Source organism: Streptomyces sp. NRRL S-31 (assembly GCF_000718775.1).
GTDB lineage: Bacteria > Actinomycetota > Actinomycetes > Streptomycetales > Streptomycetaceae > Streptomyces.
Window position 1 is genome coordinate 18,243 of the sequence record NZ_JOCB01000086.1, and the last position, 21,632, is coordinate 39,874.

General features: G+C 69.8%; 18 protein-coding genes and 2 pseudogenes. 11 read left to right on the forward strand and 9 right to left on the reverse strand.

Annotated features, from left to right (window positions below):
* Positions 1-69: 69 nt before the first annotated feature.
* Positions 70-1,800, reverse strand: coding sequence for a discoidin domain-containing protein (locus IF37_RS0128650; RefSeq protein ID WP_106981868.1), 1,731 nt, complete (start codon positions 1,798-1,800; stop codon positions 70-72).
* A gap of 318 nt (positions 1,801-2,118) precedes the next feature.
* On the opposite strand from IF37_RS0128650, the gene IF37_RS0128655 reads away from it, so the two are divergent.
* Entirely contained in the window at positions 2,119-3,111 is a 993-nt protein-coding gene (locus IF37_RS0128655) for a LacI family DNA-binding transcriptional regulator (RefSeq protein ID WP_030748710.1), read from the forward strand.
* A gap of 153 nt (positions 3,112-3,264) precedes the next feature.
* Here IF37_RS0128655 and IF37_RS44625 read toward each other — a convergent pair whose 3' ends face one another.
* Together IF37_RS44625 and IF37_RS0128665 are read right to left on the reverse strand one after the other, a co-directional pair.
* Positions 3,265-3,408 carry a hypothetical protein gene (locus IF37_RS44625; RefSeq protein WP_158727403.1) on the reverse strand — a complete coding sequence of 48 codons (144 nt, stop codon included), beginning with the start codon at positions 3,406-3,408 and terminating at the stop codon, positions 3,265-3,267.
* Between the two features lie 164 nt (positions 3,409-3,572).
* On the reverse strand, positions 3,573-4,130 hold the full coding sequence (locus IF37_RS0128665) for a TetR/AcrR family transcriptional regulator (RefSeq protein WP_030748713.1): 558 nt from the start codon (positions 4,128-4,130) through the stop codon (positions 3,573-3,575).
* Positions 4,131-4,486: 356 nt separating this feature from the next.
* On the opposite strand from IF37_RS0128665, the gene IF37_RS0128670 reads away from it, so the two are divergent.
* From IF37_RS0128670 to IF37_RS46450, 4 genes are all read left to right on the forward strand, one after another.
* Positions 4,487-5,332 carry an enoyl-CoA hydratase/isomerase family protein gene (locus IF37_RS0128670; RefSeq protein WP_052845412.1) on the forward strand — a complete coding sequence of 282 codons (846 nt, stop codon included), beginning with the start codon at positions 4,487-4,489 and terminating at the stop codon, positions 5,330-5,332.
* A gap of 191 nt (positions 5,333-5,523) precedes the next feature.
* Positions 5,524-6,327 carry a hypothetical protein gene (locus IF37_RS0128675; RefSeq protein WP_030748719.1) on the forward strand — a complete coding sequence of 268 codons (804 nt, stop codon included), beginning with the start codon at positions 5,524-5,526 and terminating at the stop codon, positions 6,325-6,327.
* Positions 6,328-7,149: 822 nt separating this feature from the next.
* On the forward strand, positions 7,150-7,950 hold the full coding sequence (locus IF37_RS0128685) for an aminoglycoside adenylyltransferase domain-containing protein (RefSeq protein WP_030748722.1): 801 nt from the start codon (positions 7,150-7,152) through the stop codon (positions 7,948-7,950).
* Between the two features lie 578 nt (positions 7,951-8,528).
* Entirely contained in the window at positions 8,529-8,663 is a 135-nt protein-coding gene (locus IF37_RS46450; protein ID WP_301540356.1) for a hypothetical protein, read from the forward strand.
* A gap of 80 nt (positions 8,664-8,743) precedes the next feature.
* On the opposite strand, the gene IF37_RS0128690 is transcribed toward IF37_RS46450, so the two are convergent.
* Positions 8,744-11,863, reverse strand: a complete 3,120-nt coding sequence (locus IF37_RS0128690; protein WP_030748725.1) for a S8 family peptidase — start codon at positions 11,861-11,863, stop codon at positions 8,744-8,746.
* Between the two features lie 685 nt (positions 11,864-12,548).
* Positions 12,549-12,725 carry a histone-like nucleoid-structuring protein Lsr2 gene (locus tag IF37_RS43855; RefSeq protein WP_253915874.1) on the reverse strand — a complete coding sequence of 59 codons (177 nt, stop codon included), beginning with the start codon at positions 12,723-12,725 and terminating at the stop codon, positions 12,549-12,551.
* A gap of 578 nt (positions 12,726-13,303) precedes the next feature.
* Here IF37_RS43855 and IF37_RS44630 point away from each other — a divergent pair.
* Positions 13,304-13,711 carry a hypothetical protein gene (locus IF37_RS44630; RefSeq protein ID WP_158727404.1) on the forward strand — a complete coding sequence of 136 codons (408 nt, stop codon included), beginning with the start codon at positions 13,304-13,306 and terminating at the stop codon, positions 13,709-13,711.
* A gap of 82 nt (positions 13,712-13,793) precedes the next feature.
* Here IF37_RS44630 and IF37_RS44635 read toward each other — a convergent pair whose 3' ends face one another.
* Entirely contained in the window at positions 13,794-13,925 is a 132-nt protein-coding gene (locus tag IF37_RS44635) for a helicase (RefSeq protein WP_158727405.1), read from the reverse strand.
* A 368-nt stretch (positions 13,926-14,293) separates the two neighbouring features.
* Here IF37_RS44635 and IF37_RS42645 point away from each other — a divergent pair.
* A pseudogene (locus IF37_RS42645) lies at positions 14,294-14,467 on the forward strand (helix-turn-helix domain-containing protein); the annotation flags it as partial.
* Here the strand turns inward: IF37_RS42645 and IF37_RS42650 are convergent.
* Together IF37_RS42650 and IF37_RS0128705 are read right to left on the reverse strand one after the other, a co-directional pair.
* Positions 14,465-14,680, reverse strand: a pseudogene (locus IF37_RS42650) (transposase family protein); the annotation flags it as partial. The pseudogenes IF37_RS42645 and IF37_RS42650 sit on opposite strands and share 3 nt — an antisense overlap.
* A gap of 33 nt (positions 14,681-14,713) precedes the next feature.
* On the reverse strand, positions 14,714-15,274 hold the full coding sequence (locus tag IF37_RS0128705; protein ID WP_052845413.1) for a TetR/AcrR family transcriptional regulator: 561 nt from the start codon (positions 15,272-15,274) through the stop codon (positions 14,714-14,716).
* A gap of 413 nt (positions 15,275-15,687) precedes the next feature.
* Here IF37_RS0128705 and car point away from each other — a divergent pair, with 413 nt between their 5' ends.
* From car to IF37_RS0128730, 4 genes are all read left to right on the forward strand, one after another.
* Positions 15,688-19,176, forward strand: coding sequence for a carboxylic acid reductase (gene car, locus IF37_RS0128710; RefSeq protein WP_030748736.1), 3,489 nt, complete (start codon positions 15,688-15,690; stop codon positions 19,174-19,176).
* 364 nt (positions 19,177-19,540) lie between these two features.
* Positions 19,541-19,852 carry an IS3 family transposase gene (locus tag IF37_RS0128715; RefSeq protein ID WP_030748739.1) on the forward strand — a complete coding sequence of 104 codons (312 nt, stop codon included), beginning with the start codon at positions 19,541-19,543 and terminating at the stop codon, positions 19,850-19,852.
* Complete coding sequence (locus IF37_RS42655) at positions 19,849-20,460, forward strand: IS3 family transposase (protein WP_158727406.1); 612 nt, start codon at positions 19,849-19,851, stop codon at positions 20,458-20,460. Before IF37_RS0128715 ends, IF37_RS42655 begins: the two co-directional genes overlap by 4 nt.
* Positions 20,421-20,732 carry a MarR family winged helix-turn-helix transcriptional regulator gene (locus IF37_RS0128730; protein WP_158727407.1) on the forward strand — a complete coding sequence of 104 codons (312 nt, stop codon included), beginning with the start codon at positions 20,421-20,423 and terminating at the stop codon, positions 20,730-20,732. Before IF37_RS42655 ends, IF37_RS0128730 begins: the two co-directional genes overlap by 40 nt.
* A 245-nt stretch (positions 20,733-20,977) precedes the next feature.
* Here the strand turns inward: IF37_RS0128730 and IF37_RS0128740 are convergent, their stop codons facing one another.
* Positions 20,978-21,625, reverse strand: coding sequence for a Type 1 glutamine amidotransferase-like domain-containing protein (locus IF37_RS0128740; protein WP_030748748.1), 648 nt, complete (start codon positions 21,623-21,625; stop codon positions 20,978-20,980).
* Positions 21,626-21,632 lie beyond the last annotated feature (7 nt).

Genomic DNA, 21,632 nt, shown 5'->3' on the forward strand with positions numbered 1-21,632 from the left:
GCGGCTGCGGTCCGGCCCGGGGACCGAGGTGTCCGGGCCGGACCGGACAAGGGGCCGGTGCCGGCTGCGCTACTGGTACACGCGCACGTAGTCGACGAGCATCCGGGACGGGAACGGTGTCGACGCGTCGGTCGGGCCGGGCCAGTCGCCGCCGACCGCGAGGTTGAGGATCATGTAGTGCGGGTGGTCGAAGATCCAGGGTCCGCGCGTGCGCTCCACCTGGTCCTTGTCCAGGGTGAACACGGTGCGCCCGTCGAGGCTGAAGACGATGCCCTTGCCGTTCCAGTCGGCGGCCCAGGTGTGGAAGTCGTCCGAGAAGTCGGCGCCCGAGGGCAGCCCGTACGGCGAGCCGATCCCGTTGCCACCGTTGTAGGCAGGGGCGTGCACGGTCGAGTAGGCCGTCCGCACGTCCTTGCCGAGGACCTCCATGATGTCGACCTCACCGTTGTACGGCCACGGACGGCCGGTGAGGAAGTCGGCGCCCATCATCCAGAAGGCGGGCCACAGCCCGTTGCCCTTGGGCACCTTGATGCGGGCCTCGACGCGTCCGTAGGTGAACTGGAAGGTGGCGCCGGTGTTCATGCGGGCCGAGGTGTACTGGCAGGTGGTGCTGCCGGTCAGCGGGTCGGGCGGGCAGGCCCGGCCGGGGCTGGCCTCCTTGCGCGCCTCCATGACGAGGTGGCCGTCGCCGTCCAGCGCGGCGTTCTGCTGGTCGGTGTAGTACTGCAGCTCGCCGTTCTGGCCGGTGCCGGGGTCGGCGCGCCACTTCGCCGGGTCGGGCTTGCTGCCGGCGGCCCCGTCGAAGCCGTCGCTCCACACCAGCCGCGGCGGCTGCGCCGGGTCCGGCGGCAGCGGCGGCGCCGGGACGGGGGCGCCTCCGGTGCCGTACACCTGGAACTCCCAGAGGGAGTAACCGTAAGGGGTGGCGCGTTCGGTGCCGTACATGCGGACGTAGCGTCCCGTGCCCGAGACGGCCAGGGTCTGTTTGAAGCCGGTGCCTGACGTGGTCGAGTAGATCGGCGTCCAGTCGGTGCCGTTGGGCGAGACCTGGATCTGGAAGGACTTGGCGTAGGCGGGGTCCCACTGCAGGACGACCCTGGTGAGCTGCGCGGTCGCGCCCAGGTCGACGGAGATCCAGCCGGGGTCGGTCCAGCCGGTGGTGGAGCTGGTCGCCCACCGGGAGGCCGGGTCGCGGTCGAAGGCCCGGGCCGGGGTGCACTCCCAGCAGTTGCCGTCGCTCTGTGACGAGGAGGCCGCGCCGGTCTTCCCGTACGACAGCAGGGTGTCCCCGCCACTGCCGCCGGGGTCGCCGCCGGTGCCGGCCGTGCCGTACACCTGGAGCTCCCAGAGGGAGAAGCCGTATTGAGTGCCGCGCTGGGTGCCGTACATGCGGACGTAGCGGCCGGTGGCCGAGAGGGTCAGGTTCTGGGTGCCGCCGGTGCCGTCCGCCGTCTCGTGGACGGTGGACCAGGTCTCGGCGTCGTCCGACACCTCGATGCGGAAGGCCCTGCCGTAGGCGGCCTCCCACTGGAGAGTGACACGGCTGATCCGGGCCGGGGCCCCGAGGTCGACCCTGATCCACTGCGGGTCGGAGAAGGCGCTGGACCAGCGCGTCGCCGGGTTGCCGTCGACGGCTCCCGGCGCGGTGAACGGGTCCTCGGTGCTCGACGCGACGACGGGCCGGCCCTGGGACAGCAGGGTTTCGGCGGCGTGGGCGCGGGACGCGGGCAGGCTGACGAGGGTGAGCAGGACGGCCGCGACCAGGGCGGGTATGCCTAAGCGGCGGAGCAGGGGATGCACGGGCGACTCCTCAGTGGGGGGAAGGGTGAGGGAGCGCTCCCTGATGGGTGAGAATGGGCCGGTGTCGGTGGCCTGTCAAGGCTGTCGGCGACAGGCCCGTGACATCCCCGACGCACGTGCTGCGTCTCAGGGAACGGTTCCTGAGATCCACTGCGGCGGGGCGCGCGACGCCGGCCGACCGGCGCCGGAGACCGGCCAGTCGAGGCGACCGTCAACCAGGTGCACGGGAGGCGTCGTTGACAGGCGGATCGGGCCGTGGTCATCCTGGGGGAAAACGCTCCCTGGACTCGACGACCGGGCACCGGTGATCGGAAGGCGATGAAACGACCCACGCTCGCGGTGGTCGCCGCCCGGGCCGGCGTGTCCAAGTCGAGCGTCTCCCGGGTCGTCAACGGGGAGACCACCGTCGCGCCGGAGATCCGGGACGTCGTCATGCGGGCGGTGCGGGAACTCGGCTACGTGCCGAACGCCGCCGCCCGCAACCTGGTCACCCGCCGCACGGACGCCGTGGCCGTGGTCGTGTCCGACCCGCCCAAGGGCGTGGTGTCCGACGACCCGCTGTTCTCCACCGTGGTGCGCACCGTCAGCCGGGAGTTGGAGGCCGTCGGCAGACGCGTGGTGCTGATCCTCGCCGAGTCCGACGAGAGCCGGGCCCGGGTGGAGCGCTACGTGGCGGGGGGTCACGTGGACGGCGTGATGCTCGTGGCGCTGCACGGCGCCGATCCCCTGCCGGCCGCGCTCGCCCGCATGGGCCTGCCCGTCGCGTCCTTCAACCGCACCGCCGCGACGGACGTCCCGTACGTGGCGCTGGACAACGCGGGCGGTGCGGAGCTGGCCGTACGGCACCTGCTGGAGCGGGGCAGACGCCGGATCGCGACGATCACCGGGCCGCTGGACCTGTACGAGTCCCGCGAACGGCTCGAGGGGTACCGCGCGCCCTTGCGGGACACCGGCCGCCGCTCGATCGTTGCGCTGGGCGAGTTCACGCGCGAGTCGGGCGCGGAGGCCATGCGGCAGCTCCTGGAGGACGACCCGGACGTCGACGCGGTGTTCGCGGCCAACGACCTCATGGCCATCGGGGCGCTGCGCACCCTGCACCAGGCGGGCCGCCGGGTCCCCGACGACGTGGCCGTGGTCGGGTTCGACGACATCGAGGCCGCCGCCTACACCACTCCCGCGCTGACCTCGGTGCGCAGTTCCATGGCCGACCAGGCCACCGCGACGGTGCGCCTGCTGCTGGCGCTCATCGAGGGCGGCCCCAGGAAGCCGGTGATCATGCCGAACGAACTCGTGGTCCGCGAGTCCAGCTGAACCGCGGCCGACCCCGGCAGCACCTCTCCATGGGGCCGGTATGGCTGTTCGCCACGGCCCCGAACACGAGGGAGGCTGCCTTCCACGACCGCGCCCGCCGCCTGTCGAACGTGGGCTACCGGATGACCGTGACGACGACGACCCTGCACCGGCTCACCCACCCGCTTTCCCCTGCCCAGTGCCGGCCGGCCGGACCATGTCGCGGAGTTGGTCGGTGGCGGCGGCCGGGTCGGCACCGGACTCCAGCCGCACCGCGTCCAGGATCGCGGTCCAGGACGTCTGCCTGGCCTCCAGCACGGCGACGAGCAGTACGGCCGGCCGGGGGTCGTCCGGCGCTCGGCGTCGCCGTGGCCGAATGGCAGAACGACGGGTCCGGGGAGGTCCGAAGGTCCGGCCGCACCCTACCTGGTCTTACTGAACGCTGAACGCGTCATGGGGCGGAGGCGTTGGAGGGGGAGCGGTCAGCGCTGTTTCAGTTGCTTGGCCACGGTATCCAGTAGCTCATCGGAGAGCGAGGGATCTGCGACAGCTCTCGCGAGGAGTGTGGCACCGACAAGAGCGCTGAGGGTGAGCAACGCTTCGGCGCGCGCTTCCTCGGAGTCCTTGCCGCCGAAGCGGTCGAGGTAGCCGCGGACCCTCTTCTCGTACGCTTCTTTCAGGGCCGGGTCGCCCCGCCCGGCGGCACTGCCGAGTGTGACGAGGGCGCAGCCTGTGGCCGGGTTGTCGCGGTGTTCTTTCGCGAGGTAAGCGTCGATGATGCCGGCGCGCTGTTCCTGTCCGCTCTTCTCGGCGAGCTGCTCGACCGTCGTGGAGACCTCGGTCAGGGCGGCGGTCGCGGCCTGCGCGATCAGGTCGTCACGGGATGCGAAGTGCTTGTAGAAGCCTCCATGCGTCAGCCCCGCTTCTCGCATGATCTCGGCGACACCGGGGCCGGACATGCCGTCCTGCCGGATCTTGCGAGCCGCGATACGCAGCACCCTCTCGCGGCTCGCCGCCTTCTCCGCCTGCGAGTGCCCCATGTCGGCCTCCCTTCGAGGAGGGCGGACGCCGCTCCTGCGTCAAGATGATTTCCATCATACCGTTGACAGCGTCAACCACTCCGGGCTGCTCGCACCGACCCGGTGACGGCTCGCGTCGCCGGGCCTCCCCGGCACCCAGCCCACCTCGGGCGGTGAATCGTCGGATGCGCGCCGGCCGGCAGGCAGGATCGCGCCATCCAACGCCCGATTTCTGGATGATACTTATCCTCCACCAAGATGATGCGTAACATCCTGACTGCCTGACGGCAGCGTCCAGATCGCCGGCTACGGCGCGCGGGTCTTACGGACTCGCCTGCACGAAGATTCGGCACAACTCCGGTGACAGGAGAACAGCGATGAGCGACAGCCCGACCCATTCGACGACAGCCGTGCACACCGTCGAGGAATCGCCCGCCTACTGGCGGGTCGTTTTCGACAACCCACCCATCAACGTGGTCGACAGCACCGTGCTCGAAGGCCTGCAGAACCTCCTCGACCGGATGGACAAGAGCCCCGACCTCCGCGTCGTCGTCTTCGAAAGCGCGAACCCGGAGTTCTTCCTCGCCCACTACGACATGTCCGGCGAGAGCCACAGCATCGCCCGGACGGCCGGCCGGTTCGGCCTGGCCCACCCCATGGACCCGCTCGTCCGCCTCACCCGGCACCCCGTCGCAAGCATCGCGAAGATCCGCGGCCGCGCCCGCGGGCTGGGCAGCGAGATCGTTCTGGCCTGTGACATGCGCTTCGCATCCCGCGAGAAAGCCATCCTCGCGCAGCCCGAGGTCGGCGTGGGACTGAACCCGGGAGCCGGCGGCACCGAGCGTCTTCCACTGCTGACCGGCCGCGGCCGCGCTCTGGAGATCATCCTCGGCGCCGACGACTTCGACGCAGATACCGCAGAACGGTACGGCTGGGTCAACCGGTCCCTCCCGGACGGCGAACTCGACGGCTTCGTCGATGCGCTCGCACGACGCATCGCCACATTCGACCGTCGCCCGATCGAGGCGGTGAAGAACCTCGTCAACCAGGTCACCCTGCCGTCCGTCGACCGACTCGTCGACGGTCAGACCACCTTCGCGACCGCCCTTCGCTGGCCGGAAACCGAACAGCGGGTCACCGCCCTGTTCAAGCGCGGGATGCAGCAGGAGGGGGACCTCGAAAACCGCCTGGGCGCCCACCTGCCCCACCTGCTCGACGACTGAGCGCCTCGCGGGCCGCAGTGCGGCGGGGCACAGGCCCCCTGGCTGGTTGCTGTGCCGCCGCACTGCGTACCCGCGCGCCCGCCCCGACTTCGCCCTCCCGACCGGCCTCAGCGAAGTGTGCGCTGGTTGACGGTGGTGGCGTATGCCGGCCCCTCGCAGAAGGGCGGATTCGCAGCTGGGACCATGAGCGGATGTCCGAGGAACCGAACCCGATGTCCGGCCTGTGGCCGCTCGTACCGCCTGGGGCCACCGACTGGCTGCTGGAACTGTGTGGCGACGGCCTCACCGGGTTCATGCCTCCTGCGATGCCTGACGCGGTGTGGGTGCTCAACGCCATGTACGAGCACGAACAGGGGCCAGGCGAAATGTCGTACGACGAGTACCACCAGGCACGCGTTGCCGACGGGAGTAGCCGGCCCCACATCGTCGGAGGCCTCGACCTCGACGCCGTGGGCATCGCCACGGGGGGAGGTCTGGGCCGTGCCCGGCACCCCGGCCCCGGCTGGCGGCGGCTGCGATGGACCGAGCTCGCCCGGCGGACCGGCGACCCGATGGTGCCCGACGGGCTGATGCCCTCCTACCGCTGCTTCCCCTCAGCCAAAAAGGAGGGCAGTTGGCCACTGGGCATGATCCCGCCGACCGAAGGAAGCCTGGACCGGGAGACCTGGAATCGGCTGATCGCCACCCTCACCCGGTACAGCCCCGCAGGCGCGGATACCCGCTGCCTTGCCTACTACAACCCGCTGACGCTTGGAGCCACTGACCTCGACAACCTCCACGTGCGTGCGGGCCGGCTCGGCGACGCCGAGATGCTGTACGACCTGTCCGAAGCAGACTTCAGCCCGTCCAATCTCTGGGCCGATGACCGCTCCTGGGTCCTCTGCACCGACTACGACCTGTGGGCCACCAAGGTTGTCGGTTCACCAGCCCTCATCAGCGCATTGCTGGACGACTCCGAAATCGAGGCGCTGCGCCTGCCTTGGGCACACGTCTGAAAGCCGCCTCCTACGAACTGGGGCGGCCGGTAGGGGATGGGCACCCCCGCCCGCGGCGCCGGGCGCACCGGGGTGCCTCCCCCTGGCTTTGTCCAGGACTTTCGGCAGCGGTTGTCCAGCACTTCGGGAGGCGCCCTGACGCTGTCGTGTTTGATGTGGCCCTTGCGCTGAGCCGGGATCGCCGGGGGTGTCCCGGCCGCCGTCGAGCGGACGGCAGAGGGCGAGGAGCCGGCGGTGCACGGCCGGGACGCGGTGGCACGCAGGGCGTACCCCTGGCCGCGCCGCACGACCACCCCTGGTCGAGTGCGGCCCGCTCAGCGGGCTACAGTTCGGCGGCGCGGACGAAGCCGGCGACCTTGCCGGGCAGGTCGAGGACGACCAGCAACTCCAGGTCCGGGGCGTCTTCCTGAGCGGCGGTGTGGTCGGGCATGAGGTCGGCGACGGCCGTGCGGATCGCGCCGCGGCTGACGCCGTGGTCGCGCGCAAGGGCGGCGATGGAGCGGCCCTCCAGGTACGCGGCGCCTACGTCGGCGGTCCTGTCGGCCGGGACGGCGGGGCGGGTTCTCCGACAGGCGCAAGCCGGCGGGCAGGCAGCATGAGGGACGTCGGGGATCACTGTGGAGCCGGACCGCTGAGCGGCCGCCGCCGTGGAGCACTGGCCCTCGCCGACGGCCCCAGGTCTGCGCCTACCGGGGGAGCTGCCGCTGACCGCGGCGATTTGCCGCGCTGTTCCTGCCGCCGCGGTCGGGGAACCCCCGCGTTTCTTCCGGCGCCGACACCGGTGACTTCGAGTTGATCTCGGCGGTGCTCCATACTGGCGGTATGGGCGCCAACACCGAGCTGTTTCGTGCCGTTCCCACCGAGGTGCGGCCCTACCTGACGGAGCTCGTACGCCGCACGCGCGCGGTGTGCGGTTCCCGGCTGACCGGAGTGGTCGCGGTCGGTTCCCTCGCGCTCGGCGACTACCGGCATGGCCGCAGTGACATCGACGTCACGGTCGTCGTAGAGGGCCCGCCTCCGGCCGCGGCCCTGCGGGAACTGGCCGACGCTCTCGATCACCGGCGGCTGCCGTGCCCGGCGGCGGGGCTGGAACTGGTCGTCTACGCGGCGGACTTCGCCCGTGTCCCGTCCGGGGAGGCCGGCTACCTGCTGGACCTCAACACTGGTGCTCAGCTGCCGGGCCGGACCGCCTTCGACACGGCCGGGGCACCGTCGTTCTGGTACGTCATCGACCGCTCCGTGGCGCATCAGGACGGGATCGCGCTGTACGGGCCGCCCGCACCGGAGGTGATCGCGGCGCCCCGGCCGACGGACCTGTACACCGCGATCCGGGCCTCGGTGCGCGAGCACGGCGACGGTGAGGGGCATCTCGCCGACAACCGGGTTCTCAACGGGTGCCGCTCCGTGGTCTACTGCCGCACCGGGCGCTGGTTCGCCAAACGCGACGCTGCCGGTCAAGTCGCCGCCGCGGAGGAGGACTTCCGTCCGCTGATCGAGGCCGCGGTCCGCAGCTTCGAACGTCCTCGCGCCGCCGCGCTGTCCCTGCCCGGTCCGCAGGTCCGGGCGTTCCTCGGCTGGGTGCGAGCCCGCGTCGACGAGAACGCCGCGGCGGTCGGCGCCTGACAGGGCATTGTCGCGGTGGACGACCAAGGGGCCGCGGAGTCCGGCATGTACTTCACCTACTCACACCCGGTCCCGGGCCCCGTGAGGGCACGGTGAGGGCTCCCGGCAGCGTCGGCGGGACACTCGCACCGAAGTAGTCGGCACCCACTGGTGAACCTGGGCATCGTCGGGCAGGCCGCCGGCGTGGACGGGTCCTGGCCGGCCTTGGAGCGGTTCGAGGCGGTCGGCAGCGCGATCTCCGCCCGGCCGTCGCCCAGGCGCACGGCGCGCTCGTCGCCATGTGGGGGCGGCAACCTGCCTGCACCCACACCGATTGCCGACCTTGTGCGGTGGGCGAAGACGCGATGGCGGATCGAGCACGACTCCCGCGAACCCGAACCCGCATCCGAACACGGCCCGGGCCCGGACCACTGCTGGGGCGGGGTGGCATGATTCCCCGCCGCTCCGGCCCGGGCGTACCGTCACGGCGGAAGGGCTGGGTCCCGGCCGGTGTCCCAGCACCTGTGGGGCGACGGCCCCCGGACAGTTGCGGCTCCACTCGATCACCGGAGAAGCCCCCGCAAGGTCCAGGTCCCGCTGTGCGGCAGGAGAAGTGCGCCCTGGCGGAATCGCCGCCCGTACCGCCCGGCTGGCTGGAGGGGCCAGCGGCGCACGACTCGCTGTGCCGTCGCACCGAGGAGCGGGATGCCGGCTCCATGGAGTCCGGGACGTGAGCGAGCCGGTGGGGTGGGAGCCGCTCGGCCCCGCCCCACCGGCTCGCTCGGGAGCCACGGGCCCTCGGGGGACTACCGCGTCACTCCCAGGAGTACTGGTTCGTGGACACCAACTGACCTGGGACCACTTGCCCCTTGGTGCGGAACTCGGTGTACGCCCAGTACTCGACGTCAGGCTTCAGCGGAGCACCCGGCCGCAGTTTGTACGGCGGTGTCGTGCCGCGCTCCACCGCGGTCGGCAGTTCCAGCGTCGCCGGCTTGTAGTGGCCGTTACGGCTGAGGACGATGTGTCCGAGCCGGTATTTGACGACCGGGCTACCGGAGTCCTGTGCGAAGACGTACGCCGTGTACGTGCCCGCTGCCGGCATGAAGACCCAGGCCCGCTCGGAGCTGCTCCAGCCGGCGGCGCTCCGGTAGACCAGCTTGTCGCCCTTGTACAGCCACAGGTCGAGGTTGGTGTCCGGGTCGTCGGTCACGGTGTCCACGACGATTCCGGCGCTGCCCGCCGGCACCTTGAAAGAGTGCGCCTGCACCCCGAGGGCCTTGCGGTCGAAGACCCCGCCGCTGACCCCGGTCCGCATCGAGTACGACTCCCGCTGCATGGGGGCGTAGCCGGTCGACCGGCCGGAGACCGGGCCGGTGAACCCCGGCTCGAACATGCCGTAGGTGCCGTCGGTGAGCCGGCCGAACTCTTCCAAGTTGTCGTCGTACTGCCGGGGCGTGATGCCCCACGGGCGCGCGGCGACCGGGATCCGTACCTGGTGAGCGGTGCCGCGCCAGGTGATCGTGCCGGTGACGTAGCGGTCCCACGGTGCGCTGCCGCGCCGCAGGGTGATGGTGACCGAGGCGGTCTCGCCCGGTGCCACCGTCACCGTTGCCGGTGCGATGCTCACCTGCATGCCCTGTAGCCCGCTCGTCGAGGCATGGTACGTCTCCCGCTTGCTGCCCACGTTGGTCAGCTTGCGGGTCAGCACCACCGGCTTGGTGCCGTCGTACTCGCGCAGCCCGATCGACGGCAGGTTCAGCTCGCGGCCGTCGGGCTGAGCCGCTTCGCTGAACGCGGTCAGGCTCTTGGCGTCCGGCTCGATGACCAGACCCGGATCGGCGGCCCGTTTCAGCGACGGCAGCCCGCTGCCCTGAGCCAGCGGGCTGGTGTTGCCCACGGGGTCGGCTGTGGTGTGCAACGCCGAGGCAACCGCGCCGGGTGACCAGTCGGGATGCTCGGCCCGCAGGATCGCGGCCTGACCGGCCACGTGCGGGGTCGCCATCGAGGTCCCCGAGTACGCGTCGTACTGCCGGCCGAAGTTTCCCGGCGGGGAGACGGCCGCGACGATGTCGCTGCCGGGGGCGACCAGGTCGGGCTTCATGAGCCCTGGGTGCATCTTGTCCGGCCCCGTCGCAGAGTAGTCCGCGATGGTCGGCACGCCTGGGGCACCGGAGCCGTGGCTGCTCGACGTGAGCTGTGCGGTGCCGTCGGCCGGGTGCCTCATCAGGTAGTTGAAGATCTCGCCGGCCTGGTCCCTGGTGTTCAGATAGAGCACCGGGAAGTCGTAGATGCTGTTGACCCGGAAGTTGCCATTGGGGTCGAAGAGGATCATTGCCGCCGCGCGCTTGGCCTTGAGCTCCTCCACCGCGCCGTAGGGGCTGTCCAGGGCGCAGGCGACCACCTTGCCCTTCACCTTCGCCGGGTCCAGACTGCCGGGCTCGCAGTACGCCGAGCCCTCCTCCAATGTGCCGGCCTGCTCGCCGAAGACCAGCGGCAGGGATCGGCCGCCGGGAAGCACGTCCAGCGAGGCCCCGGTGATCGAGGTGCCGTCGCCGAGCCGGACGGTCCCCTCGTTCACCTGAGTCACCGCCGCGCCGACTGTGGTGACCCACGGCTGGGTGTTGCTGACCGCGCTGCTGAAGCCGCTGTTGCCGGCCGCGGCCGTGACGAAGACTCCGGCCAGCGTGGCGTTGAGGAAGGCCTTGCCGATCGGGGTGTTGGGCTCGCTGTCCCCCAACTGCGTTCCGATCGAGTAGTTGAGCACCTGCACGCCGTCGGCGACCGCGGCGTCGATGCCCGCGATGATGTCGGCGTCGTATCCCAAGCCGCCCCAGAGGACCTTGTAGACGGCGATCTGCGCGTCCGGGGCCACACCGGAGACCGAACCGAAGTTCCGCCCCGAGATGGTGACGTTGTCGACGGGCAGGCCGGCCGCGGTGGACGCCGTGTGCGTACCGTGCCCGACCATGTCCCGGGGGGAGAGCACCTCCCCCTCGGGCAGCGTGCCGCCCGACACCGCGAGGAGCGTGTCGGCGAAGTACCGGGCGCCGACGATCTTGCCGTTGCAGTGCTGGGCAGCGAATGTGTAGCCGGTCTGGCAGGTGCCGTGCCAGCCCGCCGGGGTCGCCGGTATCCGCTTGGCGAACGACGGGCTTTCCGGCCAGATCCCGGTGTCCAGGACGCCGATCACGACCCCGGCGCCGGTGCTTCTGCCCGGCTTCCGCGCGTCGGACTTCTGCGCGCTGGTCGTCGGCGAGCCGGTTGCCTGGGCGCCGGTGGCCGATGCACCGGTCTTGGCTGTTCCGGCCGTGCCCGTTGCCGTGCCCGTCGTCGGCTGCGGCGTGGTGTCACCAAGGGACGCCTGGCTGGTCCTGACCACCTGGGACTTGGTGACCGAACGGACCCGCTTGTCCGCCTTCAGTTCCTCGACCTGAGCTGCTGTCAGCCTGGCGGAGAAACCGTTGAAGGCCGTGGTGTAGACCTCGTTGACCGTGACGCCGGCTGCCTCGGCCACGGCCGTCCGCTGGGTACCCAGGTGCTTCCGGTACGACTTCGCCGCCCCCGACTGCGGTTCCAACTGCTCGCCCGGTGCCGGGCGGGTTCGGGCCAGCCCCGAGAGCCGGCCCGTGTACGTCGCCACCGGTTCCTCGGCAAGTTCCACAATGTACGGAGTTCGACCGGAGGGCATTTGCTTGGGTTTCGCATCGGACTTATCGGTCTGGCGCGGTCTGAACCGGCCGGCGCCCCCGGTCAGGTCGACCCGATCTCCCTCGGGTCGCAAACCAGAGCTGACACCGCTGGCCACCGAGGCGTCCGGCTCGGCGGGTGCCGCCGTTGCCGTCCCCCCTGTGGCGACCGTGCCACCGCCGGCCAGGACGAAGGCGAGCAGGGGTATGGCCAGCCTCTGTCGCTGGGTTCTTGTGCTCGTAGCCACAAGACTCCTTCCAGTAGCTCCCCCGATGGGAGCGATCCCATGAGCGTCGACGCTCTCTCCCGGGATGTGAGGGGGGAGTACGACCTACCTAACTCGACGTCAGTTAACGAGGTGTTACAGGCTGTTTCAGATGCTCACGTGGCCACAGTGGTCGTACCTCTACGGAAAGCGGAGGGATCCCGCGAGGGCTCCCCGTCCCCTTGCGACCGCACGTACCGGACGCCGCAGACCCCGGCCTTCGGGCGGACGACGGGCATGTGACGAGACCCAGCCCCCATGCCGGTGACTCAACTGCCCTGGGGGCGAAGGGGTACTCGTCGCAGGAGGCGCGGCCCGCGCGCTTCATGTCGGCCGGCGGATTCTTCGGGCACACGGCGGCCCGGTTCTTGTTCTTCTCCTTGTCGTTGATCATCCAGTGCTGGGCTTGCCGCCGTAGGGGTCGCCGTAGTGGCCGCCCCGGCTGCGGAGTCCGCGGATGCCGTCGGCGGTTCTACCCTGGACGACTTCGCCATCGACGCCGCCACCGCCCTCGTGACCTGCCCCGCCGGGCACACCGTTGCCCTGTCAGATCCCAGTGGGGCTGCCTGGCCTCCGGCCGGACAGCCCCCACCAAGATCTTCATGACCCTTCTAGCGGTCACGTCCGATGCAGCCGCTGCGTTCTGACCGTCGCCACTCCGTGGTGATCAGCTGCTCTCGTGCGCCAGCTCCCAGGCGTGCCGGACTTCGGCGGGAATGCGTCCGCGTATCGGCACGTCGTAGCCGTTCGCGCGCGCCCAGTTGCGCGGCCACGCTGAGCGGTGGCAGTGGCGTCGGCGATGCGCAGCAGGTGGCCGGCGACGTCGCCGACCCCGGCGGACCATCCGTCCTCGAAGCGCTGCTCGGACCCGTGCGGGGCGCTGCTCTCGGAGATCCAGGTGTGGGCGCCGGCCACCGCCCCGGCCTCCAGCTTCGACACGATGTCGTCGGCCTGCTCATGTCCGATACCGGCGGCGGCCAGGGCCTGGAAGACGGTGAACCGCGCCGCCGCGGCCTCGTGCTGGTGGTGGCTGATGCGGGCCACCTCCTGGCCGTACGCGTCGGCGTCGTACTGTCCGGTGCCTACGCCGCCTCCGTCTGCGTGGTCTTGGCCCAGTCGAGTCGCTGGGGTCTCCCACCAGCCGCCGACTTCAGCCGGGCGTTCCGTGCCGCCTACGGGATCTCACCCAGGGGCTACCGTCTCCTTGCCCCTTCACTTGCCGGGAGACTGGCTGCCAAGGAACTGAGGACTGTTTGCCAATGTCACTCCAGGGCTTCTTGGCCATCCTGGTGACTTAATGCTGGCCGAGGCGCTGAACGGCATCCTCAGGACCGAGCTGATCGAAGGTCAAGGCCTGAAAGGGAGTTGGACTACCGTGAAATCCGCCCTTTTCCATACTGACCGGCACAACGAGGGAGCACAATGAAGAGGCGACTGGTCAGGATCCTCACCCCGCTGGCAGTCAGCGCGGCAATCGTTGGTGTCACCACGCCACTCGCGTCGGCTGCTCCCGAGCTGGAGGTGGACGTCGCCGAGAAGCTCGAAGGCGGGCACCCCGACTGGACGTACAGCAAATGTGTGTCCAGCAACAACGGCGAGGTCTGTTACAACAGGGCCACTGACGATTTCTGGGTGCAGGACCTGGACCGCGATGGGAACCCCTCAACCGCCTGGTGGGACATAGGCGCTCGTAGAGGGCAATGCATATCCAGGGCCGGCGCGAATGGCCATTGGGCCTACTGCCGGAAGAACCTCCCGGAAGGGCGCACAGTTGTTCTCTGGTCCCTGGGCGACGACGGCCGCAAGTACAAGGTCACTTCACCGACTTGACCTCGCTGAGGGCGTGCAGGGCATATTGCCGAGGTAAGCCCAGGCAGTCGTCTCCCGGGCGCACGTGATGCTGTGCTGACGGTTACGCGGTCCCCGTCTGTGTCTGTGTGGTTTTGGCCCGGTTGAGTCCGAGGGCGGCGAGCTGCTGGAGCTGGTCGGTGGTGAGATTGGCGCGCCGGGCCTTGGTGTTCGCCAGGAACACACCCAGTTTCACCGCGTGCCCCTGGCCGTCGATGGTGACGGTTTCGGTGTGGGTCCGGCTGACGGGCCCCGTGGTGCCGGTGCGGGCGGTGTACTGGGCGAGAGCGGCGCACCCGCGCTCGAAGCCGCCTGTACCGCTCCTGGGCGCCCTGGCGGGGGTGTTCTGCCGCGGGGCAGGGGCGTGACGCCGAGGGCGGCCAGCCGTTCACGCTCCCCCGGCTACATGCCACCCGACGAGTACGAATAGGCGCACTGGACGAAACTGGACCGCTTGATCACACGATCGCGGACTCCACGAAAATCGGGGCAGCTCACGTGGCCCGGTCACGCCGCTCCTGTTGCTGCTCGGGTAAAACGGCGTCCAAGGGGCGGGGAACAGCCTGGCGGCGCCGCTTCCTCGAACGCGGTCCGGACGGCCTGTGTGACGATCCCCGCCCGGGCGTCCCGCGCGAAATCACCGACGCGGACGTCGAGCGGGTCATCGTCAAGACGCTCGAGGAAACCCCGAAGAACGCCACCCACTGGTCGACCAGGTCGATGGCGGCCGCCACCGGTCAGGTCGTGGGTTCGGCCCGGCAACGCGGGGGAGATCCACAGCAGCCTGCCGTCCGGATCGGTGACCAACTGCACGTTCACGCCGTGCCGTCGGTGCTTATGGGAGTAGTCGGCGCGTCCGTTGCCGACCTGGTCGCACTCGGTAAGTGTGCCGTTCAGCGGCACGAAGTCCGGGTCGCTCTCGCGTAGGACCTTCAGCGGACCCGGTGCACGGGTCGGCGACCAGGATCCCCGACAGAGTCAAGCTCAGCCCTCGACCCCCACGAGCCGCCACACCATCTCCACGACCCGGTCCCCCAACTCCGGCTCCCGCTGGCCCTGCCGCATGTACGACGCGTAGTAACTCCCGATCATCATGTCGGCGACCAGCTCCGCGTCGACCCCCTCGCGTAACACCCCCTGTGTCGCCAGTCGCCGCAACGTGTCGATGAGCGGCTTCTGCCGAGGCTCCAGCGCGTGTTCCCGCATGAGCTCGATCAAGCCAGGTGTGCGCTCGGCCTCGCTGAGAACGTTCCCGATGACGGTCATGCCCCGGCCTGTCGGGCCGAAGGGAGAGGCGTGGCGCAGGGCCTGCCGCAGGGCCTCGACAGGCGGGAGTTCCTCCAGGGGGCCGATGGGGTGCCGTTCACGCTCCTCCTGGAAGTTGAAGTCGAGGGCGTCGACGACCAGGTCGTGCTTGTTGGACCAGCGCCGGTACACCGTCGGCCGGGTGACGCCGGCATCGGCGGCGATGTCACCGATCGTCATACGGGAATAGCCGTCACTGACGAGCCGGTCGACGGTCGCGCGCAGAACCGCCTTCTCCACCGAAGGGTCCCTGGGTCTGCCGGGCCCGCCCCCGGAGGGGGGTTTCGTCCTGCTCTTCCCTGCGCCCTCTTCGCTGTTCTCAGGGCTTTTTTCGGCCATGTCTCGCATCCGGTCAGCGTAGCTTGCCGTTGCTTTACTTGACAGTCACGTAACGCAACTTAAGATAGTTGTCGAGTACACGGAGACGTCTGATCAGAAGGAACGTGTCAGCTTCCCCCATGGAGACGGTGGCCGGCAGGCCCGGCAGACCGCACATACCGCTCCACCCGTAGCCCGAGCGCCACCCCGGGCCGGCCACGCCTTCCCTGGACCACTGCCCCGCCGCGCCATCGCACCGGGCCGGGCCGGGCCATCGGCGTGTGCCTGAACTGAGCACCAACTCGTCCTGATGTAACACAGTTGATGGAAAGTCGGTGAAGTCGGTGTCCTCGACACCTCGAACCAACGACTCGGCCTCCCCCGCTCAGGAGACCCAGCTCCTCGCCTCTCCCGCAATCCTGGCGACCGTGCGCGACCACAGCATCGGTCTGCTGCGGGCTGTCACCGCCGTGATGGAGGGGTACGCCGACCGCCCCGCCCTCGGTGAGCGGGCCCGCGAGCCGGTGACCGACCCGGCGACCGGCCGGACCGATCTGCGGCTACTGCCGCACTACACGACCGTCAGCTACACCGAGCTGTGGGAGCGGGCCGGAGCGGTCGCGGCCGAGTGGACGGCGGACGCAGAACATCCGGTGGGCGAAGGAGACTTCGTCGCCATCTACGGGTTCACCAGCGTCGACTACACGGTGCTCGACCTGGCCTGTCTGCGAGCCGGCGCGGTCTCGGTGCCGCTCCAGAACAGCTCCGCACTCGGCAAGTTGAAGCCGATCGTCGCCGAGTCCGAGCCGCGCGTCCTCGCCACCAGTATCGAATCCATCGACAATGCCGTCGAGTTGGCCCTCTCCATGCCGTCGCGGCCACGCCTTGTCGTGTTCGACTTCCACCCGGAGGCCGACGAGGAGCGGGAACGGTTCGAGGCCGCCCGAAGGCGGCTCGCGGACGCCGGGGTCACGGCCGTCGAGGCGCTGGGCACCGTCGTCGCGCGCGGCCGGACCCTGCCGACGCCGGTCACGTCCGAGGCTGCGGAGGACAACCCGGCGCGGCTGCTGATCTACACCTCCGGTAGCACGGGCGCGCCCAAGGGCGCGATCTACACGGACAGCATGCTCCAGGGCCTGTGGGCGGGCTGGTTCGCGTCGAAGGACGACGCGTCGCCGGTCACCATGGGCTACTTGCCGATGAGCCACATCGCGGGGCGAGCGTTGCTGTACATGACGCTGGTCCGGGGCGGCACGACGTACTTCACAGGACTCAGCGACATGTCGACGCTGTTCGACGACATGCGCGAGGCCCGTCCGACCCAGCTGCTGCTGGTGCCGCGGATCTGCGACATGCTCTTCCAGGAGTACCAGAGCCGATCGGCGCGCAGGGCCGGGGAGTTCGCGGACCCCGACGCGCTCGACAAGGCCGTCAAGGCGGAGCTGCGGGAGGAGTTCGTCGGTGGCCGGGTGCGTGACGTCATCTGCGGCAGCGCGCCGATCGCGGCAGAGCTGAAGCGGTTCGTGGAGTCCTGCCTGGAGCTGTCACTGCGGGACGGCTTCGGCACGACCGAGACGGGCCCCATCCTGATGGACGGGCGGGTCATGCGGCCCCCGGTCATCGAGTACAAACTGGCCGACGTACCCGAACTCGGCTACTCCACCTCGGACGTGCCGCATCCGCGCGGCGAACTCCTGCTCCGCACAGAGATGATCACCCCCGGCTACTACAAGCGGCCGGACGCGACAGCTTCGGTCTTCGACGCGGACGGCTTCTACCACACCGGCGACATCATGGCCGAGACCGGCCCGGACCAGTTGGTCTACCTCGACCGCCGCAACAACGTACTCAAACTGTCCCAGGGCGAGTTCGTCACCGTCTCTCAACTGGAGACCACCTTCGTCACCAGCCCCCTGATCCGGCAGATCTACGTCTACGGCAACAGCGAGCGCGCGTATCTCCTCGCGGTCATCGTCCCCACCGAGGACGCCCTCGCGCAGGCCGGCGGCGTGGAGGAGCTCAAGCCCCTGCTCGCCGCATCCCTCCAAGAGACGGCCCGGCAGGCCGAGTTGGAGCCGTACGAGATCCCGCGCGACTTCCTCGTCGAGACCGAGCCGTTCAGCACGGCGAACGGACTGCTCTCGGACATCCGCAAGAACCTGCGCCCCAGCCTCAAGGACCGTTACGGCGATCAACTCGAGGCACTGTACGAAGAGTTGGCCAGCGGCCGGGAGGAGGCGCTGCGCGCGCTGCGTGCGGCGGGCCCCGATCAGCCGGTGTTCGAGGCGATCCGCGCGGCGGCGAGCGTGCAGCTCGGCTGCCCCGCCTCCGAGCTGCGCCCCACCGCACGCTTCACCGATCTCGGCGTCGACTCGCTGTCGGCGTTGTCCTTCTCACAACTGCTGCGGGACATTTTCGCCGTCGAGGTGCCGGTCGGGGTGCTGCTCAGCGCCGGCAACAACCTCCAGGCGGTCGCGGACCATATCGAGGCGGCCCGCACCGGCGCCGGGCGCCCATCGTCCGCGTCGGTGCACGGCGCGGACGCCGCCGAGGCGCGCGCGGACGAGCTGACGCTGGAGAAGTTCCTCGACGTCACGTCCCTGGGCAACGCCCGCCCCGCTTCCGGCGCCGCCCCGCACACCGTGTTGCTGACCGGCGCCAACGGCTACCTCGGCCGGTTCATGTGCCTGGACTGGCTGGAGCGCCTGTCGGCGACCGGCGGCCGGCTGATCTGCGTGGTACGCGGCCGCGACGACGCCGACGCCCGCCGTCGACTGGACGCGGCATTCGACAGCGGCGACCAGCAACTTCTCTCCACATATCGAGAATTGGCGGACAGTCATCTCGAAGTGCTGGCCGGCGACATCAGCGAGGGGCGGCTCGGGCTCGACGAGGACACCTGGAATCGGCTCGCCGAGGACGTCGACGCCGTCTTCCACCCCGCGGCGCTCGTCAACCACGTCCTGCCCTACGAACAGCTCTTCGGCCCGAACGTCGTCGGCACCGCCGAACTGATCCGGCTGGCCCTGACCGGCAAGGTCAAGCCGTTCACCTACCTCTCCACGGTCGGCGTGGCAGGCGGTCTCGATCCGGCCCGGCTCGACGAGAGCGCCGACATCCGCGAGGTGAGCACCGCCCGCGCGCTGACCGACGGCTACGCCTCCGGTTACGCCACCAGCAAATGGGCCGGCGAGGTACTGCTGCGCCGCGCGCACGAGGAGTACGGACTCCCCGTCACCGTCCTGCGCTCCGACATGATCCTGGCCCACCGCCGGCACGCGGGCCAGTTGAACGTCCCCGACATGTTCACGCGGCTGCTGTTCAGCATCCTGGTCACGGGGATCGCACCGGCGTCGTTCTACCGCCCCGATGCCGACGGCGAGAGGGCGCGGGCCCACTACGACGGGCTGCCGGGTGACTTCGTCGCCGAGGCCGTCAACGCGCTCGGCAGCGCCGGCATCACCGGCTACCGGACGTACAACGTGGTCAACCCGCACGACGACGGTGTCTCGCTGGACACCTTCGTTGACTGGCTCATCGCCGCCGGGCACCCGGTCAGTCGTATAGCCGACTACGACGAGTGGTTCGCCCGCTTCGAGACCGCCCTGCGTGCCCTGCCGGAGGCACGACGGCAGTACTCGCTGCTGCCGTTGCTGCACACCGTCCGCCGACCCGACGAGCCGTTGAACGGTTCGGCGATCCCGGCGGTGCGGTTCACGGAGGCGGTGCGGAAAGCAGGGCTCGCGGATGAAGAAATCCCGCATGTGGAAGCGGAGTTGATCGAAAAGTACGCGGCGGACCTGCGGTTGCTCGAACTGATCTGACACGTGCGGGGGATAGCCGGCGCAGACCTCTGCTTTTAGTACTGCAACGGTGCTTGCTGTGGCTGATGGCCAGGTCAGGGGCTGTGTCCGCGTCGTTTGTAGTGGCTGGTGCGGGCCTGGTGTTGTCGTCGGGCGGCGCCAGGTGGACCAGTGCAGGATGTGTTCGACGGGTGTGGGTCGGCGGTCGGTGAGGCGGGTGATCAGCCGTCGTGTTTCGGCGAGGCTGAGGTGGATGAGCTGGGAGGATCCGTTTCTGCTTTGTCCGTGTCCAGCTGGCGGGCTCGCAGGACGGGGAGCCTGACCCCGGATCTTGGACACCAGAGACACTTGGATCTTGAGGATCTGAGGACTGGAGTCCTTACTGATGGCGATGAAGCACTACCCGGCCGAGTTCAAGGCGGACGCGGTCGCGTTGTACCGGTCCCGGCCCGGGGCGACGATCAAGTCGGTCGCCGCGGACCTGGGCGTGAACACCGAGACACTGCGGAACTGGATACGTGCGGCCGACGGCCGGCGCACGGGCGGCCACACCGCGCCGCGCCCGGCCGCGCCGGTGGCGGCCGAGGGGATGGAGGCCGAGCTCGTCGCCCTGCGCAGGCGGGTGCGTGAGCTGGAAGAAGAGCGCGACATCCTGCAGAAGGCGGCGAAGTATTTCGCCGGGGCGACGCGCTGGTGAACCGCTTCCAGTGTGTCGCCGACCTGCGCGCCGAGCACGGCGTGAAGCGGTTGTGCCAGGTCCTCGGGATCGCCCGATCGAGTTTCTACTACTGGCAGGCCACCGTGCTGACCAGGGCCGCCCGGCAGGCGGCCGACGAGAAGTTGACCACCAGGATCGCCGCCGTCCACGCCGCCTCGGACGGCACCTACGGCGTCCCCAGGATCACCGCCGAGCTCCGCGAGACCGGCGGCGAGTCTGTGAACCACAAGAAGGTCGCCCGGCTGATGAAGACCGCCGGCATCGCCGGGTTCCGGCTGCGCAGGAAGCACCGCACCACCGTCGCGGACCCGGCCACGGCGAAAGCCCCTGACCTGATCGGCCGGGACTTCACCGCCACCGAGGTGAACACCAAGTACGTCGGGGACATCACCTATCTGCCGGTCGGCGGCGGAACGCAAACCCCGAAGACCTCTCAGGCGAGGGCACCCCGACCCTCGGCGCTGAGCTGCGGGTCGCGGTGGCCAGGGTCTACAGCCGCTTCCGCTCCGAACGCGGCGACGGCGAGGTGGCCGAGGCGGCCGTCATCGTGCTCACCGCGCTCTACAACCGCGGCCCGCAGAGCCTGACCGAACTCAGCCGGCGCGCCCGCGTGACACCAAGCTCCATGAGTCAGACCGTCAACCGGCTCGTCTCCGGCGGACACGCGACGCGGCACAAGGACCCGGAGGACGGGCGTCGCGTCCTCTTCTGTCTCACCCCGTCCGGTACCGAAGTCGCTCGCGAAGCACTGGCAGTACGCCAGGGCTGGCTGGAGGGGAAGCTTGCTCAACTCTCCGAAGAGGAGCGACTGACGCTCCTACGGGCTTCCCGAATCATGCGCCGACTCGCCGACTCCTGAGAACCCAATTCCCAGGCGGAGCACCAGAACGTCACGTGGCACGCTGTCAACAACGTTGGTGGTCAATACACCTGGGCAGCGATCTCCGCGTCCCTCGCGGACTGCGCGACCGCCTCGGGTCGCTCGGAATGCTCCGCGGTCTTGATCCGCTGCCGCAGCGTCTCGTGGTTCACGCCGAGTTCGGCCGACGATGCTGCGGCAGGGGACGACCGACGCGGGACTCGCGACAGCTGCCGGGGCAAGGCTCAGGAGACGACGCGTGTCCCCGCGTCGTCCACCACGATCGCCTCACCGTCGCGCAGCGCGACGAAGGGGATGTGGTGGTCGATGAAGTACGTGACAGTGTGGTCGATCTCCGCCGACTCCGGGTGGTCGGAGCGGTAGTGCGGGGCGATGGCGTAGGGCAGCACACCCAGCCCGTCCCACGGCGTCGGAGTGTCGGGGTATCCGTCCGGAACGAACGCCGGGTCATCGACGTGGCCCTCGATGCCCCGCAGGGTGGGACCCAGCAGACAGATGCCGGCGCTGTAGCCGGAGTACACGAACGCGTCCTCGGCGAGCAGTTCCGGCAGCACCCGGTCCGCGCCGCTCGCGGCGAGGGCGCGGCCCAGCACGAACACGCTGCCGCCACGGACGTACAGCACGTCGAAGCCGCTGAGCGTCTCCCGCAGTCCGTCGGGCCGGCCGAACCACTGGCGCAGGTCGATCTCCTCGGGTTCGAGTCCGAGATCCGCCAGCTCCCGCATCTCGAACTCGAGCGACGCGGCGCGCCGTTCGGGAGTGCGGAAGTCGTAGGCGTTGAGGATGACTCCGGCGCGCTTGCCGCCCTGGGCCAGGCGTGTCAACTCGGTCCGACGCGGTCCGAGACCGACGGACGACAGATACAGCCGCATGTTCGAG